General features: G+C 60.8%; 16 protein-coding genes. 8 read left to right on the forward strand and 8 right to left on the reverse strand.

Annotated elements, in window-relative coordinates:
* Positions 1 to 19: 19 nt before the first annotated feature.
* The 3 genes from IVB01_RS09440 to IVB01_RS09450 are packed head-to-tail and all read left to right on the forward strand — an operon-like array spanning position 20 to position 3,711.
* The gene (locus tag IVB01_RS09440) at positions 20 to 1,249 is read left to right on the forward strand and encodes an HlyD family secretion protein (protein WP_247494432.1); all 1,230 of its coding nucleotides are present in this window, start codon (positions 20 to 22) and stop codon (positions 1,247 to 1,249) included.
* Positions 1,246 to 2,751: an MFS transporter gene (locus IVB01_RS09445; RefSeq protein ID WP_247494433.1), complete on the forward strand. Its 1,506-nt coding sequence runs from the start codon at positions 1,246 to 1,248 to the stop codon at positions 2,749 to 2,751. The genes IVB01_RS09440 and IVB01_RS09445 overlap by 4 nt, the downstream gene beginning before the upstream one ends.
* Before the next feature lie 12 nt (positions 2,752 to 2,763).
* Positions 2,764 to 3,711 carry an aldo/keto reductase gene (locus IVB01_RS09450; RefSeq protein WP_247494434.1) on the forward strand — a complete coding sequence of 316 codons (948 nt, stop codon included), beginning with the start codon at positions 2,764 to 2,766 and terminating at the stop codon, positions 3,709 to 3,711.
* A gap of 90 nt (positions 3,712 to 3,801) precedes the next feature.
* Here IVB01_RS09450 and IVB01_RS09455 read toward each other — a convergent pair whose 3' ends face one another.
* Positions 3,802 to 4,398, reverse strand: a complete 597-nt coding sequence (locus tag IVB01_RS09455) for a redoxin domain-containing protein (protein ID WP_247494435.1) — start codon at positions 4,396 to 4,398, stop codon at positions 3,802 to 3,804.
* Between the two features lie 49 nt (positions 4,399 to 4,447).
* Positions 4,448 to 6,208, reverse strand: coding sequence for an MOSC and FAD-binding oxidoreductase domain-containing protein (locus IVB01_RS09460; RefSeq protein ID WP_247494436.1), 1,761 nt, complete (start codon positions 6,206 to 6,208; stop codon positions 4,448 to 4,450).
* Positions 6,209 to 6,486: 278 nt separating this feature from the next.
* On the opposite strand from IVB01_RS09460, the gene IVB01_RS09465 reads away from it, so the two are divergent.
* Both IVB01_RS09465 and IVB01_RS09470 read left to right on the forward strand, forming a co-directional pair.
* Positions 6,487 to 7,143: a VOC family protein gene (locus IVB01_RS09465; RefSeq protein ID WP_247494437.1), complete on the forward strand. Its 657-nt coding sequence runs from the start codon at positions 6,487 to 6,489 to the stop codon at positions 7,141 to 7,143.
* Positions 7,144 to 7,216: 73 nt separating this feature from the next.
* On the forward strand, positions 7,217 to 7,807 hold the full coding sequence (locus IVB01_RS09470; RefSeq protein ID WP_247494438.1) for an NADPH-dependent FMN reductase: 591 nt from the start codon (positions 7,217 to 7,219) through the stop codon (positions 7,805 to 7,807).
* Positions 7,808 to 7,849: 42 nt separating this feature from the next.
* On the opposite strand, the gene IVB01_RS09475 is transcribed toward IVB01_RS09470, so the two are convergent.
* The 6 genes from IVB01_RS09475 to IVB01_RS09500 form a co-directional block, all read right to left on the reverse strand.
* Positions 7,850 to 9,328 carry a PAS domain-containing sensor histidine kinase gene (locus IVB01_RS09475; RefSeq protein WP_247494439.1) on the reverse strand — a complete coding sequence of 493 codons (1,479 nt, stop codon included), beginning with the start codon at positions 9,326 to 9,328 and terminating at the stop codon, positions 7,850 to 7,852.
* 217 nt (positions 9,329 to 9,545) lie between these two features.
* Positions 9,546 to 10,487, reverse strand: coding sequence for an alpha/beta hydrolase (locus IVB01_RS09480; protein ID WP_247494440.1), 942 nt, complete (start codon positions 10,485 to 10,487; stop codon positions 9,546 to 9,548).
* Complete coding sequence (locus tag IVB01_RS09485) at positions 10,484 to 11,416, reverse strand: heme-binding protein (RefSeq protein ID WP_247494441.1); 933 nt, start codon at positions 11,414 to 11,416, stop codon at positions 10,484 to 10,486. The genes IVB01_RS09480 and IVB01_RS09485 overlap by 4 nt, the downstream gene beginning before the upstream one ends.
* Positions 11,417 to 11,481: 65 nt before the next feature.
* Positions 11,482 to 12,339: an enoyl-CoA hydratase/isomerase family protein gene (locus tag IVB01_RS09490; protein ID WP_247494442.1), complete on the reverse strand. Its 858-nt coding sequence runs from the start codon at positions 12,337 to 12,339 to the stop codon at positions 11,482 to 11,484.
* Positions 12,311 to 13,342, reverse strand: coding sequence for a DUF4331 family protein (locus IVB01_RS09495; RefSeq protein WP_256464835.1), 1,032 nt, complete (start codon positions 13,340 to 13,342; stop codon positions 12,311 to 12,313). The genes IVB01_RS09490 and IVB01_RS09495 overlap by 29 nt, the downstream gene beginning before the upstream one ends.
* 157 nt (positions 13,343 to 13,499) lie before the next feature.
* A complete protein-coding gene (locus tag IVB01_RS09500) occupies positions 13,500 to 14,213 on the reverse strand; it encodes a type 1 glutamine amidotransferase domain-containing protein (RefSeq protein WP_247494444.1) in 714 nt (237 codons plus the stop codon).
* A 322-nt stretch (positions 14,214 to 14,535) separates the two neighbouring features.
* On the opposite strand from IVB01_RS09500, the gene IVB01_RS09505 reads away from it, so the two are divergent.
* From IVB01_RS09505 to IVB01_RS09515, 3 genes are all read left to right on the forward strand, one after another.
* Positions 14,536 to 15,585 carry an alpha/beta hydrolase gene (locus tag IVB01_RS09505; protein WP_247494445.1) on the forward strand — a complete coding sequence of 350 codons (1,050 nt, stop codon included), beginning with the start codon at positions 14,536 to 14,538 and terminating at the stop codon, positions 15,583 to 15,585.
* 29 nt (positions 15,586 to 15,614) lie between these two features.
* Positions 15,615 to 16,964 carry an epoxide hydrolase gene (locus tag IVB01_RS09510; RefSeq protein WP_247494446.1) on the forward strand — a complete coding sequence of 450 codons (1,350 nt, stop codon included), beginning with the start codon at positions 15,615 to 15,617 and terminating at the stop codon, positions 16,962 to 16,964.
* A gap of 63 nt (positions 16,965 to 17,027) precedes the next feature.
* Positions 17,028 to 17,876, forward strand: a complete 849-nt coding sequence (locus IVB01_RS09515; protein ID WP_247494447.1) for an enoyl-CoA hydratase/isomerase family protein — start codon at positions 17,028 to 17,030, stop codon at positions 17,874 to 17,876.
* Positions 17,877 to 17,931: the final 55 nt, after the last annotated feature.

Consider the following 17,931-nt stretch of genomic DNA (forward strand, 5'->3'; position numbering starts at 1 on the left):
ATAGAAGTGAGGGCTTTCGATGCCGCTGGGTTTTGCGCCTGTCGCCGGCGGGATGGGCGACCGCAAGGAGTTCCGGGAGATTTCGGACATCGCCGTTGGCTCTGTGGCACCGGGACACGCTGCCGCAGAGACGCAATTCGATCGGGTTATCGACGGCGCCACGCCCGTCCGCGTGGCCAAGGTGCCCGCAAGGAGCGTCAGGGAGCGGCTGCGCCGGCCGCTGATGCTGGTGGTGCCGATCCTGGTGGCCGCCATCGGCGCCGCTGTGTATCTCGCTGCCGAGCCTTATGTCTCCACCGACAACGCCTTCGTTCGCGCAGCGAAGGTGACCGTCAACGCCAGGGTTGCCGGGCAGGCGGTCGAAATCGCCGTCGAGGACAATCAGCGGGTTCGGCAGGGCCAGGTCCTGTTCCGGATTGATCCAGAGGCCTACCAGATTGCGGTCGATCAAGCCGATGCGCATCTCGGCAGCGCGCGCCTGCAAATCGAGGCGCTGAAAGCCACCTATCGCCAACAACAGGCCGAACTACAGTCGGCCAGGGATTCGGCGGCTTTCGACGAGCGCGAGTATGACCGCAAGAAAGCGTTGGTCGCCTCCGATTTCACCCCGCGCGCGGTCTACGAGCGAGCCGAGACGAATCTCAAGGTCGCCCGTCAGCACATCGCATCGATCGAACAGCAGATCGCCAGCACCGTTGTTGCGTTGAACGGCGATCCGGACATCGAGATCGACCGCCACCCGACGGTTCGCGCAGCCAGGGCTCAGCTTGACCGCGCCCGGCTCGATCTCTCCTATGCGACGGTGAGGGCGCCTGACGACGGCATCGTAACGAAGGTCGACGATTTGCAGGTCGGCGGTTTCGTCAATGCGGGAGCGCCCGTGTTCTCGCTGCTGTCGAGCCGACGCATCTGGATCGAGGCGAATTTCCGCGAAACGGGCCTGACTCACATGCGTCCAGGTCAGGAAGCGACGATCGACGTCGATGCTTATCCGGATCGTACGTTCAAGGCCCACATCGTGAGTATGAGTCCGGGCACCGGATCGGATTTCTCGGTGCTGCCGCCCGAGAATGCGACCGGCAATTGGGTCAAGGTCGTCCAGCGCCTGCCGGTGCGTCTCGAGCTTGATGAGGTCGATCCGAGTCGACCGTTGTTCTCGGGCATCAGTGTGACGGCGCGAGTCGACACCGGCTATCGCCGGACTTGGCTCCATCTGCTGCAACCCGCGCTCGCGACGGAGGTCAAATGAGTGCCGCACTCCCATTGACCGCTGCAGCCGACGGCCATCGTGTAGTCACCGCGGCGGCGCTGATGGCGACCTACATGGAAGCGGTGAACATCTCGCTCCCGAATGCGGCCCTGCCACATATCCAGGGCACGCTGTCGATGGCCAACGACGAGGTCGGCTGGGTGTTTACCGCCTATATGGCGGCGGGCGCCACCGTCATGCCAATGGCGCGCTGGCTCGCAGGGCGCTATGGCCGCAAGACGGTCTATCAGGTGGCTCTCGCCGTCTTCGTGGTCGGCTTGATCCTCAACACGCTGGCGACGACGTCCCTCCAGTTCGTGTTTGCCCGGATCGTCCAGGGAGCCGCGAGCGGCACGCTGGCGCCTTTGTCGCTGGCGACCCTGCTGGATGTGCTGCCGCAGCCGCGTCATGCCCGGATCACCTTGGCGTGGTCGGTGTGCATCGTGCTCGGTATCAGCAGCGGGGCGAGCATCGGCGGCTGGCTCAGCGAATATCACGGCTGGCGCTCGATCTTCTATTTCAGCCTGCCGATGGCGGCTTTCATCTCCCTGACAGTGGCGCTGTTCCTCCCCGAAAAGAGAGCGGAGCAGAACCCGCCGTTCGATTTCTTCGGCCTGGCGAGCTTCTCGGTGGGCATGATCGGCCTGCAGATGCTGTTGGACCGCGGCGAACGCGCGGAATGGTTCGCCTCGGCGGAAATCTGGGCCGAAGCGGCCGCCTCGGTGCTGGGATTCTATCTTTTCATCGTGCACGTCATGACGAGGGACGTGCATTTTCTCAACAAGGCGCTGTTCAAGGACCGCAATTTCATTCTTTCAACGGTGATGTTCTTCGCCGTCGGCTTCGTCCTGCTGCCGACCCTGGCGTTGACTTCGCCGATGCTGGAGGAGTTGCTCGATTATCCGGTTGATACCACCGGCTACATGACCCTCGCACGCGGTGTCACGCTCGTGGGGGCGGTGGCGCTGATGGGCTTCGCTCCGGCACGAATCGACAACCGGCTGTTCATATTCGGCGGCATGGCGGCGGTGGTCTATGCCAATTCGCTGATGCTCGGTTATTCGCCGGCGATGGATCGGTGGCTGGTGGTCGCAGCGACCCTGCTTCAGGGGACTGGTCTCGGCGTTTTGCTTCCGTCGCTCGGCAAGGCGGCGTTCAGCACGCTCGATCCGAAATTCCGCCCCGAAGGCACATCCCTGTTGATCCTGTCGCGCGTCTATGGAAGCACGATCGGCATCGCGGTGGTCCAGATGTTCTTCTACAGCAACACCCAGGCCATGCACCTGGCGCTCGCCAAGAACCTAACACCCTTTCGCCCCGCCGCTCATGTCGCGGGCTTGATCGCCAAACCGAGCCTCGCCGCGCTCAACGGCATGATCACCCAGCAGGCAGCCGTCGTCGCCGTCATCGACCAGTTCAAGATCCTGATGTTCGCCATGCTGATCGTCAGTCCGCTCGTCCTGTTTCTCCACAAGCCCGGCCAGCCAATTAGCGTCAAATGAAGGAGTACTCCGATGACCACACCCGACACGCTTCGCAATACGAGTATTCGCCTCAACCATGGATCTGTTTTGATGCCTGCTGCGGGGTTTGGCACCCTGATCCCTGACCCGCTCGTGACCAGCCAGGCTACCAAGACGGCATTGGAAGCCGGATTTCGACATTTCGATTGCGCGGAACGCTACCGTAATGAAGAAGCGGTTGGCGAGGCGATGCAGGAAGTGTTCAAAGCGGGGATTGTCCGGCGCGAGGACGTGTTCGTTACCACCAAGCTATGGAACACCAATCATCGTCTGGAACGGGTCAAACCTGCCTTTGACGGCAGCCGTCGACGACTGAAAGTCGGCCATATCGATTGCTACATCGTCCATACCCCCTTTGCCTTCAAACCCGGCGACGAGCAGGATCCGAGGGACGAGCAGGGTCGGGTCATCTACGATTCCGGCGTTACGTTGCTGGAGACATGGCAAGCGATGGAGCGCCTCGTGGACGACGGGCACGCCAGGTCGATCGGCCTGTCGGATATTACCTTGGACAAGCTGCGGGAGATTGTTTTGGCTGCGCGGATCAAGCCGTCGGTCGTTCAGGTTGAATCGCATCCGTATCTCCCCGAATGGGAACTGCTCGACTTCTGCCGCGAGCATGGGATCGTACTGCAAGCGTTTGCGGCGGTGGGACATGCCATGGAGCCAAACGTACTGGCTGACCCTGTGATTACAGCGATCGCGCAGCGTGTGCACAAGACGCCGGCTCAAGTGGTGCTGGCCTGGGCCATCCAGCGTGGCACCGCTTTCCTGACCACCTCGACCAAACCGCAGCGCATCCGGGAGAACTTTGACATTTCGATCCTGCCTGAAGACGCCATGCAGGAGATTCGGGACCGCATCACCACGAATGTCCGGTTCAACTCGGTGGTGAAGACCGGCGTACCCGGATTTATTCCCCGGGTCGCGGTGAACTGAATTGCGTGGCGCGGAGCTGCGAGGACAAGAATGGCAACCTCCATGTTTCGTTCGCAGGTGAGAGATGTGGAGCGGACACAGCGTCTGCTCCTAATCTTGTTTGCCGAGAGTTTGAGCAAAGGTCTTGCCGTATGGATAGAAGGATTCCTTGCGGCCTTGCTGCCACGCGGCTTTAAGCTCGGGCGTGGTGATGTCCCAGTCGGGCCGGCATTTTTGGCTGACGACACGCAGGTCTTGACGGAGCTCTTCGATCGTGGGCCGCCCGAAGAACCAGTAGCCGTTGTAAATCCTGTGAATAACAAGGCCGGGCTCCAGCACGATCACATGCGGGATCATCGGATTGTTGACGGGATCTGTGTATTCGGCGATGTCGAGATCCTTCTGAACGATGCGCCGCGGATCGGAAAGAAAGGGCCAGTGTGCGCCTATTCCGCTGCGGTTTTCGTTGGTCTGGGTAATGTTATCGGTGCTGATCGTCACCAGCCGACAATAGCCGACCTCCATCTCACGATGAAGTTGCAGCAAACCTTCGGCCTGACGGCGGTCCTTCGGGCAGAAGGCGCCGCGGCTAAGGACGAGCACCATGGGGTCCTGTCCCTGTAGCTCGGAGAGCTTTCGATGTTTTGCGGTGTGATCGCTGAGTTCGTAGTCGGGGAAAATGGCTCCGGGCACTATGTCGGATCGCATCTGAAGTCCTCCATCGTCTGGAAAGCGTAAGCGTGCAGGACGGATGCCGTTACAAGTCGATCACGACGTCGCCCTCGGGCTGCGCGCAGCAGATCAGCACAATGCCGTCCGCTGGGGCGTCGACCGGGTCCGGGCGGTAGCCTATTTTCCCTGCCACAAGTCCGCTCTCGCAGGTATGGCAAACCCCGGTTCGACACGCATACCGCACAGGTACGTCGCACGCCTCGGCCAGCTCGAGCAAGTTGGGGAACGATGGGCCCCAGCGGACATTGAGAGCGCTGCGGGCAAACGAAACCATCGGTCCTGAGCCGGGAGCGCCTGCCGGCAAATGCGGCGGCCGACGCGGCTCAGCTGCAATACCTGGGGTAATGGACGGTCCGGCGCCGAACGTCTCGGTGTGGATGCGATCTGACGTGACGCCCAACTCTTCGAGTCCGGCAGTCAGATCGCTCATGAAGCTCGACGGTCCGCAGATGTAGAAATCGCCATTGCGCGGCAGGTTGAGTTCACCAAGCACCCGCACACTCAGGTGCCCAACCGCATCGAAATCGACATCGGCCCGATCCTCGGGATCGGGCGAGCTGTAGCAAACATAGCTGTGGTGGTGGGAAAGTGTATTGAGCAGTCCGCGCGTTTCCTCGGCAAACGGATGTTCGCGGCCGTTACGGGTTCCGTAAAGCCACCAGATTTCCCGCGCTGAGCCTTCGGCCGCCAGCGCATGGAGCATCGCGAGCACCGGCGTCACGCCGATCCCGGCACTCAACAGCACCACCGGCGCGTCGCCCGGCCGCAGTGTGAAATCCCCTCGCGCCGCACTTGCCTGCACGATGTCGCCAACTTGCAGGCGGTCATCAATGTAGGCGCTCGCGGCGCCATGGGCTTCCCGCTTGACGCTCACGCGATAGGTCGTGGCGCCGGGCGCTCCCGACAGCGAATAGCTGCGCATCAGCGCAAGCGCTGATTCCGGCTCAAGCCGCAGCACGACAAACTGTCCGGGGAGGGGTGCTGCGACAGGTTCTCCGTCCGTAGGTTCGAGCAGCAGCGAAGTCACGCTCCCGCTCTCTTGCACTTTGCGCGAGACGCGAAGCGGACGGAATCCTCGCCACGCCGGTGGCGGGCCGGACACGACACCGAGCCCGGCATTTCCTGTCGTCGCGCCGCCGTTGCGCTGCTGGGTGAGCAACGCCTCGAGGGAACGACGCCAGCCAACGCTCAGCACCGGGATGCGTAGCGCGCGCTCCAGCTGATCGCGGGGATGGCCCGGTTTGTAAAGCAGCGCATCAATTTCGGACACGCTCATGCGCTCAGGTCCGGAGGCGACCTGCGTGATCTCGTCGCCGGCCGCCACTTCGCCTTCCTCCAGCACACGAAAGTAGAACCCGGGTCTGCCGTGCTTGACCACCAGCGCGGCCATTTCCGGCTCGTTCATGCGGATGCCCAGCCGGTAACAGGTAACGCGCGGTTGCGTCACCTCGAACAGGGCGCCGCCGATCCGGTAGCGGTCTCCAATGCACACCTCGGCATCCGACAGGCCATCGACGGAAAAATTCTCGCCGAACTGCCCATAAATGAAGTCGTTTCGTCCCAGATGGCTCTGCCAGTAGCGATAGGAATCCATCTGATAGACAAATACCGCCCGGCGCTCGCCGCCGTGGCCATTCAGGTCGCCTTGTCCGTCGCCGTCGATGTTGAGCCGGCGCACCATGCGCGGCCCCGTGACCGGCGCCTTCCAGATGCCGGTATGGACGGTCTTGCCTTGCCAAGTGATGTCGCGGGGCAGGCCGACATTGACTGAAAGCAAGCGTCCCATCACGTTTCCCAACGATGATCACCGAAACCTGGAGGTGAATCCCGGTAAGGCTCGCTGCAAGCCACCTCTGGCGCAAGCGTTGGCTGCGTCCTTATGAGCCACCGACCGCACTTCATTTCATCTCGAATGGCCCAATAAAGTCCCTCTACGGTGCTGATGTTAAGTGCGCTTTTCCATTCGACCTTCGGAAGAAGCGGGTCATATCAATGTATGAGTGGCCAGCTAGAGATTCTGTGTTCACGTGTAGTTGAACTGTGACCAGCATCAGGGAGATAACCATGATGAATCCTGCTCAAGCGCGGACGCTCGACATGAAGCTCGAGATCGTAGTCCTCCCCATCTCAAACGTCGATCGCGCGAAACAGTTCTACAGCAGCCTGGGTTGGAGGCTCGACGCCGATTTCGCCTCTGATGACGGCTATCGCGTGATTCAGTTCACGCCGCCCGGATCCGGAGCTTCGGTCATCTTCGGCACGAATATCACCGCCGCGGCGCCCGGTTCCGCCAAGGGACTGTATTTGATCGTCTCGGACATCGATGCTGCGTGCAAGGACCTGGTCAGCCGCGGCGTGAAGGTCAGCGGGCCGTTTCACGGCGGTCGTGACGTACACAACGGAGCCGACGAGCCGCATTTGTTCGGGAGTGTCCGTCTTAGTGGCCCGGACCCCGAACGCCGCAGCTATTTCTCGCTGGCCTCGTTCAGCGATCCGGACGGCAATGGTTGGTTGCTCCAGGAAATTACCGCACGGCTTCCCGGTCGTGTCGAGGGTAACACGGCCTTTGCTTCGGCAGCAGACCTCGCTGCCACCCTGCGGCGCGCCGCGGCCGCGCATGGCGAGCATGAGAAACGAACAGGCGGGCATGACGAGAATTGGCCGGACTGGTACGCTGAGTACATTGTCCGCGAGCAGGCCGGCGAACCATTGCGATCTTGACGCGGTGTTTTCCACATCTGCTGCGGTTGGTCGCGGCCGCCTAAGTTGAGTGTTGACAACGAAGGGGGCCGCAATGAGCAATCGAATCCTGGTTTTTTACGGCTCCTATCGTTCCGACCGGATGGGCATCCGCCTCGCCGAATTCCTGGTTGAGCGGTTGCGACGCCGGGACGATGCCGTCGAACTGATCGACGCCAAGGCGGTCAACCTGCCGATGCTCGACAGAATGTACAAGGAGTATCCGCCGGGAAAAGCTCCCGAGCAGCTTCAGCTCCTGGCCGGCAAGATTCGCGATGCCGACGGCTTCGTGTTCGTCACCGGCGAATATAATTGGGGTATGCAGCCCGGGCTGAAGAACCTGACGGATCATTTTCTGGAGGAATGGTTCTGGCGCCCCGCTGCGATCGCGAGCTATTCGGCGGGACGTTTTTCCGGAGCACGGGCCGCAACGGCCTGGCACGGCACACTTTCCGAGATGGGGATGGTGGTGGTTTCAGGCACGATTTCCGTCGGCCCCATTGCACAGACCCTTGACGCTAATGGCGCGCCAACCGGTGGCGGCGGCGAGGCCCTCGAAAGGGCGTTTCCCCGCTTTGCCGACGATCTGATGTGGTGGATCGAAGCGGCAAAGATGCAGCGACAACGCAAAGCTCCGCCGTATTGACCGCCTGTCGTCGCGAGCAGCGTGATTGCGCCCCTTCCGCGATTAACCCCTACGGTTCGCTGGCAAGTCGAAGCTGAAGCGGGCTCCGCCGAGTGTAGAGTTGTTTTCCACTCGAATCCGACCACCATGTGCTTCAATGATCGAACGGGAGATGGGCAAACCCATTCCCATTCCAGCCTCTTTCGTCGTAAAGAAGCTATCAAAAAGATGGGGGAAAGCAGCGGAGTCTACTCCCGCGCCGCTATCTTCGATGGCGCAGCACACCGTTTCAGGGTCCGACAGCGTGGTTCGAATATGGATGTTGCGGCGACCAGGGTCTGCCATCGCCTGCATCGCGTTGACGGCTAGATTCACGATTACCTGTTGAAGCTGGGTACGGTCGCCAACGATGTGGGGAAGCTCCGTTGCTAGATCGAGAGAAACGGAGATGCCTCTAGATTGGAATTCCTGTTTCAGAAAGACCATCGATTCTTCAATAACGTCTTCGAGCGATAGTCGAATCAGCTGAGCCTTTCGCCCCGTAACAATCGAGCGTATTCGGTCGATGATTTCGGACGCTCGTCGCGCATCGGCGACCATGCGCTTAGTGAGATCCTGGACCTTCGCGACATCTGGCGCGGGTCGAGCCAGCCAGCGCAAGCCGGTTTCGCCGTTCGTTACAATCGAGGCAAGCGGTTGGTTGATTTCGTGCGCAATCGACGCTGCGAGTTCCCCCATCGTCATTTCGCGCGTCATGTGAGCGAGTTCCGCCTGCGTATTGCGTAGATCTTCTTGCGCTTGCTTCCAATCGTGCATGTCCACAACTGTGCCATGCCACTTTAGAATCCGCCCCTGTTCATCGAGCAATGGGAGCGCGTTCGTTACGCACCATCGATAGGTACGGTCGGCAGCGTGTATGGTGCGAACCTCAACTCGGTACGGTGCTCCGGTCGTGACACAGGAGAGCCACACTTGGGCTGCGCGATTTATATCGTCTGGATGAAGAAGCTTTATCCAGTTATCGCCTTTGACTGCTTCAGCCGAGAAGCCAGTGTAATCGAGCAGGCGAGTATTGCAGTAATCGATCGCTCCGTCCGAAGTAGCGCTCCAAAGCATTTCTGGAATGGTTTCGGTCAGCTGGCGCAGGTTAAGTTCGCTGTCCCGCAGTTTTTGTTCTGCGTGTTTGCGATCCTCGATGTCGGTATTTGTCCCATACCAAGCAGCGACGGCTCCGCTTTCGTCTTGAAAGGGTTCTGCGCGAAACAGGAACCAGCGATACACGCCGTCGAAGCGGCGCATGCGCGCCTCGGCTTCGCCGGGTTTCCCGGACGCGAGGACCTTTTCCCATGTATCGGACAACGCCGGCAGGTCGTCAGGGTGGATCGCGGCTAACCATTGCCAGCCGAGCGCCTGATCCAATGTCATGCCAGTGTAGTCGAGCCAACGCTTGTTGAGATATTCCGTGAAGCCGTCGGCGCGGCTCCGCCAAGTCTGCAACGGAATTAAGTCGAGCGCTTGCAGTTCTCGGTTGGTATCGTCCACCAGGAACTCGCCTTCTTCCGACGTATTCTCGGAACTTTGGCCTGAGGGCGGACCGGATTGCAATCGAAATCTTTGAGTAAGAGGTCAAAACGGTGAAAATCGGGAGAATCTTACGGAGCGCAATCACACGATGAGCGTCGGGTAATTGACGCGAGGAAAGTCTGCCCGGACCTCACTTGTTTGCGGCACCATAGAATCAACGATGTTTTTTGTGGAGCTACAGGCGTTCGAGAAAGTTGCGGACCAGAGACGCAATCTGGTCAGTAGCTTCGTCCAGTGCGAAATGTCCCGCTTTTAGAATATGGATTTCCGCCTTCGGCACATCGCCGGCATAAGCAGTCGCGCCAGCAACGGTGAAGGAGGGGTCGAATTTCCCCCAAACTACCAAGGTCGGCGGCTGCACCTCGCGAAGCCAGTTTTGCCAGCGCGGATAGGAGGCGACGTTGGTCCGGTAATCCAGAAACAGCGTGGTCTGAATATCGGCCTGGCCCGGACGGGTAAGAAAGGAGTACTCGTCGGTCCACGTATCCGGATCGTAACGATCGGGATGAGGGCTCGATCCGATATGCCGCCGGCGCGTCGCCTCAAAGGACGTGAAGTTGGCCTTGAGGTTCGCAAGCTCGTGGGCCGGATCCGCCCAATACTTCCGCCGTGCTTCCCAGAGCGGGCTCAGGCCCTGTTCGTGCGCAACCGCGTTCTGGATGATAAGGGCGCGGACGCGTTCCGGGCGGGCGAGCGCCATGCGGAAGCCAACGGGGCCGCCATAGTCCTGCATGAACAGGACGTAGTTCGTAATGCCGAGTTTGGTCGTGAGTTCATCCATCACGCTTGCGAGATTATCAAAGGTGTATTCGAAGCTTGACAGGGAGGGTGCGCTGCTATGGCCGAAGCCGGGATAGTCGGGGGCGATGAGATGATAGTTGTCGGCCAGGAGGGGAAGCAAAGGTTCCCACATCCGCGATGACGAAGGAAAGCCGTGCAGCAACAGTACGGTCGGTGCGTTGGCCGGCCCCGCTTCCCGGTAGAAGATATCAAGGCCCTGGATCTCGACGCTCTGATAGGAAATCGACTGTCGGCTGGATGTCATGTTTTGCGCCGGTGCGTTGGTGCTCATGCAGGTCAATGCGGCCGAGAGGGCAAGCAGGGCCGATGTATTCACAGCGTAGCTCCATTGCCGGCTGCCGCATGTCGAACCACACTCGTGAGTTCAGGCGTGAAACTTGTGTCGCTGTCCTCGATGTGTCCGGTCAATCGTGCGGTGATTTCCTGCAACACCCAGCCGTTGCCGTCCGGGTCGCTGAACGAGGCGTAAGAAGCGTAGCTCTTTCGTTGCGGATTTGGGCCGCTGAGCAGACTTTTTCCTTCGGCATGGTGAAATATGCCGCCGGTGTCGTGGAATAGCTCGCTCACCGCGATGCCACGGCGAAGCAGGTCCTCGCGGGTGGCCTGGATGTCGGAAACGATCAAATGCAGCCCCTTCACCGAGCCGGGCGCAGCTGTGCTCACATTCTTGCCGAACATGATCGAGCACCCGGAACCGGGCGGCGTGAGCTGGATCGCGCGGTAATTGTCGCCGGCGGAATAGTCGATGTCGAGCCGCCAACCGAGATCGTCATAGAAACGCTTGGCGCGATCGGCGTCCGCGACGGGGATGATGACAACTTCGAGTTTCATGTCGGTCTTGCGCGTGGCCGCCGGTTCCCGGAGCGCGGCTTCAAGGATCGCGACGTCCTGCTCGACGGTGCCACCGCTGACGCCGACACCCGCGACCAACTGGCCCTCGCGGGTGAGCGGCGCTCCGCCGCCCATCGAACAATACGTTCCGCCGGACAGGCCCATCAGCGGGAAGAGATCCTGTCCGGGCTGCACCAGCGGTGACAGATCGGCCGTTCGCAGTCCCACCAGCGCGGATGTGTAGGCCTTCCGCTCCGATATCTCGATCGAGAACAGCGGCGCTCCGCTCATGCGGTGCTGGAGAAGGACGTTGCCGTGAACATCGATGACACTAACGGCAACCGGAACCTTGGTGCGGGCCGACTGCGCTTCGACGCGGTCGGCGATGTCCTTTGCGAAGGCGAGTAAATCCATGACAGTGTCCTTTCTGATCAGTGTTGCGCGGAAGGGAAAATCTAGCTTCGGGCTCTTCGAGTTCGTCAGCCTCTGTGCCCGAGCCGCCCCACATAGATTCCCAGGCGATCTTCTGCGTCCCCGGGCTTATGGAATCCCTGCTCGAACAAAGCTTTGATCCTGCCCTGCGCAGCCGGTCGAGGGATCGAGGCCATGCACGTGTCCCAGCCGGCAGCGATCTCGACGTCCGGCGGCAGGCTGGCGGCATTCACGAGGCGTTTCGTGTTTGCGATCGCCCATTTGTCAAACGACGCGATGCGCCGCGCCAGGGCATCGACGAATTCATCGAGTTCGGCGTCCGGCAGCGACCGGTTCACATAGCCATAAGCTTCAGCCAGATCGCCTCCGATGTCATTGGAGCTCAGCAGCACCTCCAAGGCTCTTTGCCTGCCCATCTGCCGCGGCAGACGCGCCATCGGCCCTCCGCCGGCGACGAGGCCAACCCCCACTTCCCACTGCGACAGCAGCGCCTTCTCGCGACTCGCAAAGCTCATGTCGCAGGCCAGAGCAAGCTCGCTTCCGTTTCCGGTGGCGCGTCCGCGGATCAAGGCGATCGACACGACGGGAAGGTGCGTGATGCGGACCAGGACGTCCGGCCACGCTTCAAGTCCCGTCGGCCCTTGAGGCATGCCGGTCAGTTCCTTGAAGTCGGCGTTGAAATCGCTGTGATTGAGGAAAAATCCGCCAACCGCACTTTCGAACACCAGCACCCTGACATCCCTGTCCGCCTCAACGGTGGTGATGATCTCTCCAAACTCGCGAACGAGTTCCGGGCCCATGACGTTCAACGGAGGATTATCGAACGTGACCCGCCAGTAGCTCGGTGACGAACGGGCGAGACGGATCTGCGCTTTCTCAGTCTTTGCGTGCATTGGAGCCTCCATGCAGTGCTTCGTACGCGTTGAATCGTTCGGCGGCGGCCGTGTGCGGTGGGCCCAGATAGGGAAATTCGGCAAGCAAATCTCGATGCGGGCCCACACCGTCAGATTTCACTCTTCCGTTGGTCAGCAGCGAAAGGAAGTGATCGAGGACGTCGTCGGTAAGCGCCCGGCCGTTGCCCGGATACGAGGCGGGAAGTGCGGGATCGAAATGCAGGATGTCGGGCAGCAGTGTTGCGGCCAAGCGCAGCGCATCGACTGGAGCGTAGTCTCCCGTATGCTCCAGCGAATGTGCAAAAATCGGAATGAAGCGACTGTCCCCGGCAGGCTCCGACGCCTGATAGTCGCCACTGGCGTCGCCGGTCAAGAAAATGGACTGCGACGGCTTGGCACCGCGGTCGGCTTGAATCCAGGTGCCGTTGGCGCGATCAACCGTCCGCGCCCAGACACCGAACGGTTTGGCTCCGAGAGCCGAGCGCGGCAACTCGAGGACGATACTGCACACGTCCTTGTCGACAAAGTTGTCTCTGCCGTTGAAGTGGAAATCGTTCATGGCACCGATTGGATCAAAAAAGAACGGATCGCTCCGCCAGCCGGCAAAGAATCGATGGTCATCGGCTTCCACCACGAGCGCCTCTCTATCCATCGAGACCGGCCACTCTTCAATGAGCTCGCCCTCCTCACTGGTCTCGGCGGCCTCCGCGCCCTCGACCCGACGCAAGATCGCGGTTTGCTTTCCGTTTGCAAATGCTGAGAAACATATGCGGTACGCAATGTCCGCCACCGCATCCCCGTTAGTGTCGATCTTGAATTCATAGATCGCGTCAGCGGCGAAAGGCTCGGGCGTGGTCGGCGCCGGCGAAAGCAGGCTGAAGGAAGGATGGACGTTCATGATGAGTACTGATCTGCTCGCATCCACAGGTGAGGGGAATGCGTACAGGTCGGTCAAGTCCAAGCGCGCGTCCCCACGAGGGAACCCCACATTCGGTCCGGAATAGTGGTGCGACATCGAACGTACTCCCTTGAAGCCTCAGACTCTCTGACGGAGCCGCCGGCGAGCCGAGCCGCTCCAGGTGCAGTAGTCGCGTGACGGGCGCCGTGGTGAAGCTCCAATCAAACGTGCCGCTCGCAGGCGACCCGTCACTACGACCGGTTGTTATCGCGATTTACGAAGTGCGCGCCGTGACAGCTGGCTTGGTCCTTTGCTTCACCGCCGCCATCAGCGTATTCGCCGCCGCACCTGACGAATGCGGGTTTTGTCCCGTGATCAGCAAGCCGTCGCTGACGACGTGTGGCGCCCAGTTCACCTTCTTCGAAAAGATCGCGCCCAGTTTCAGCATCTCATCTTCGACAAGGAAAGGTACGATCTTGGTGAGGCCGACCCCTTCTTCCTCGCCATTGGTGAAGCCGGTAACTTCCTTGTCCTGCACCAGGAGCTTGCCGTCGGGCGTCTTGACATGACGCAGAGCGCCCGTGGAATGACATACGACAGCGATTGTCTTGCCGGCCGCGATGAAGGACTCGATCAGTTTGATGGAGTCCTTGTCTTCGGCGAGATCCCACATTGGACCGTGGCCGCCCGGGTAAAAGACGGTGTCGAAGTCTTCTTGCCTGACGGTGTCTAGGCGAACGGTCTTGTCGAGATCGGCTTGCGCGTCCTCGTCCTGTTCGAATCGGAGCGTCAGCTCGGTGCGGTTTTCCGGTTCATTGCTCTTTGGATCAAGCGGCGGTCTGCCGCCCTTCGGCGATGCCAGTGTTACCTCGACGCCGACGTCCTTGAAAGCGTAGTAGGGAGCGGCAAGTTCTTCGAGCCAGAAGCCGGTTTTTCGCCCGGTGTTACCCAGTTGGTCGTGGGATGTGATCACCATCAGCACTTTCATGATTGTCTCCTTCGTTGCGGTCACTGAATGAAGCGCGTCTGGCACTACGAGGCGATGTGCCGGCGCATCTCGTTCCGTCGCGCCTTATTATCGAGGTGGATCTCGGGAAACTTGCGAAAAACGAGTGAGGGTGTTCTTAGCGGACTAACGCCGCGTCACTCACTCATACGTTGAGCGCCAATCACTCATACGTTGATGTGAGTGAAATCTTCCCAACGTTGAATGGCTCGGACGAGCGTGGACGGACATGTTTCCGTCCGACGCCGCTCGTGCCTCACGCCAACGCGGCGATAGCAGCGGGCGAAATGAGAGGGTAACGCACATGATTGGGAAAAACGGGATCCTCGGTCGACGGCGATTTCTTGAGGTCGCCGCCGGCGCGTTGGCGACGACGCAACTGCTGCCGGTTCGGGTTGCCAACGCAGGGCTGACCCTCGACGGAACCATCCAGCTGGCGCAATCCGAGGGAGCCGGTTCGTTTTCGTCGTTGAAACAAATCGATGCCGGTGTGCTCGACGTCGGATACGTCGAAGCAGGTCCCATCGACGGACCGGCGGTCATTTTATTGCATGGCTGGCCTTATGACATTCACAGCTTTGGTAAGGTCACTCCGCGCCTCGCGTCAGCGGGTTTTCGAGTGATTGTTCCCTATGCGCGGGGCTACGGCTCGACGAATTTCCTGTCGAGCGGAACCGCGAGGACGGGACAGCCGTCTGCCTTGGCCGTCGATACGATTGCCTTGATGGACGCACTCAATATCAAGAAGGCAACCGTCGCCGGCTTCGATTGGGGAGCCCGCACCGCCGATATCGTTGCCGCACTTTGGCCGGATCGCATCAAGGGCCTCGTGTCCGTTAGCGGTTACCTCATTGGGAGCCAGGAAGCAGGGAAGATGCCGCTGCCTCCGAAGGCCGAGCTTCAGTGGTGGTACCAGTATTATTTTGCGACGGAACGTGGCCGTGAGGGGTATTCCAAATACCGGCGAGAGTTCGCCGAGTTGATCTGGAAGCTTGCGTCACCGAAATGGCAGTTTGACGACGCGACGTTCGCTCGTAGCGCGGCATCTTTCGACAATCCTGACCACGTCGATATCGTAATCCATAACTATCGATGGCGCCTCGGATTGGCCCAAGGCGATCCAGACTTGGACGAGCTGGAAGCGAAGCTGGCTGCCGCGCCGCAGGTCGGCGTGCCGACCATCACCCTGGAAGGCGACGAGAACGGTGCGCCACATCCGGACCCCGCCGCTTACGCCAAAAAATTTGCCGGCAAATATCTGCATCGCCTCGTGAAGGGCGGCGTCGGTCACAATCTGCCTCAGGAGGCACCAGAAGCCTTTGCTCAAGCCATCATCGACGTCAGCAAGAGCTGATCCAACAAGCTGCATCAGGAGCAAGTGACATGGTACATCTCCCTTATCCACCGAACCAGGCGACCGCCGACGTCGAGAATTGTCAGGATCGCCGCCAGTTCCTCGGCACGGCCGCAATGGGCATCGCGGCCGCAAGTGCAGCCGGCCTGTTCTCCGCGCGTCCGGCGCCGGCCGCGGAAAGTGGGGCTATTCGTCCTTTCCACATCGACATCGCTAAGGAGGGGCTGGTCAACCTCCGCGAACGTTTGATGATGACCCGCTGGCCGGACCGCGAAACCGTCGCCGATCCGTCCCAGGGCGTGCAGCTGAGGACCATTCAGCAGCTCGCGCAGTATTGGCGGACGGATTACGACTGGCGGAAGGTGGAAGCGCGGCTCAAGGCCTTGCCGCAGTTCGTCACCGAGATCGACGGACTCGACATCCATTTCATTCACGTCCGCTCGAAGCATGACAATGCGCTGCCGATGATCGTGACCCACGGCTGGCCCGGCTCGGTCATCGAGCAGATGAAAATCATCGATCCCCTGACCAATCCGACGGCGCACAGCGCCAGCGCAGCGGACGCTTTCCATCTGGTGATCCCCTCGCTACCGGGCCACGGCTTTTCCGGCAAGCCGACGGCGCCCGGGTGGACCCCGGTCAGCATTGCCCGTGCATGGGCAACCTTGATGCAACGCCTGGGCTACACGCGTTACGTGGCGCAGGGCGGGGACTGGGGCAATGCCGTCTCCGAAGTGATGGCGCTGCAGCAGCCTCAGGGACTGCTCGGTATTCACACCAACATGGCGGCCACGGTTCCAGCCGATGTTTCAAAAGCGCTTTCGGCTGGGGGTCCGCCCCCCGCCGGGCTTGCCGCCGATGAAAAACATGCGTGGGACCAGCTCGATGACTTCTACAGGCACGGCTTGGCCTACGCCCAGGAAATGTCGAACCGGCCGCAGACGCTGTATGGAATCGTAGATTCGCCGGTCGGCCTTGCCGCGTGGATGCTGGATCACGACATCCGGAGTTACGGCATGATCTCGCGCGTCTTCGATGGAAAGACCGAGGGGCTGACCCGGGATGACGTGCTCGACAACGTCACACTCTACTGGCTGACCAACACCGCGATCTCTTCGGCGCGTCTCTACTGGGACACCACGCAGATTTCGACGGGGGGAGGCTTCTTCGACGTCAGGGGTGTCACGATTCCCGTCGCTGTGAGCGCCTTCCCCGACGAAATCTATGCAGCCCCGCGCAGCTGGGCAGAGCGGGCGTACCCCAAGCTCATCCATTACAACAAGCTCGACAAGGGTGGGCATTTCGCGGCTTGGGAGCAATCGGCGCTGTTTTGCGCCGAGATGCGGGCGGCATTCAAGCCGCTGCGCCAGTCGATCTGAGATGACCCCGCTCGCGCGTAAGCGCGCGCCTCTTCCTCCAAACACACATCAGGAGTCCACATCATGAACCGTCCGGAACGAGCGTTTACCACTGAGCAAATCCAGTTGGAGCGCCGCCTGCCATCATACTGGCGCGTCACCTTCGACATGCCGCCGGTGAACATCTTCGGCCCGAAGCATCTTCCTCTACTCAACGACGTCATCACCGCAATCGAGACCGACCCGGAGGTCAAGGTCGTCGTGTTCGACAGTGCCGTCGAGGGATTCTTCATCACGCATTACGATTTCCTGGCGCCCCTCGAAGAATCGGCGAAGATCCCGGCAGGACCGACGGGCTTGCAAGCCCTGCCGGACATGCTGGTGCGGCTCAGCCGGGCGCCGGTCGTATCCATCGCCTCGATTCGGGGGCGAGCGACCGGTGTCGGCAGCGAGGTCGCGCTTGCAAGCGACATGCGGTTTGCCAGCCGCGAGAAGGCCATTTTGTCACAATGGGAAGTCGGCGCCGGCCTGGTGCCAGGCGGCGGACCGATGGCGCGATTGCCGCGGCTGATGGGCAGAGGCCGGGCGCTCGAAGTGTTGCTCGGCGCCGATGATATCCCCGGCGACCTCGCCGAACGGTACGGCTACGTCAACCGGTCGCTGCCGGACGCCGAACTCGACGGGTTCGTCGAAGCGCTCGCGATGCGCATTGCGTCGTTCGACAAGGAGGCCATCGCCGAGACCAAGCGTCTCGTCGACGTCGCGAGCCTGCCGGCGGATCTGGAAATTCGGCCTGAGTGGGACGCGTTCTTGGCCTCCCTCGGCCGTCCCGCGAGCCAGAACAGGATCAAGGCGCTGATGGCGCGCGGCTTCCACCGCGCCGGCGACGTCGAGAATCGACTGGGTTTCCATGTCGGACAACTCGGCGGCTGAGAGGATCGCTGAGGTGTTCGACGAACGCGACGTCGATGTCGGAGCGGCGGTCAGG

The organism is Bradyrhizobium sp. 164 (assembly GCF_023073715.1).
In the GTDB taxonomy this organism is placed as follows: domain Bacteria; phylum Pseudomonadota; class Alphaproteobacteria; order Rhizobiales; family Xanthobacteraceae; genus Bradyrhizobium.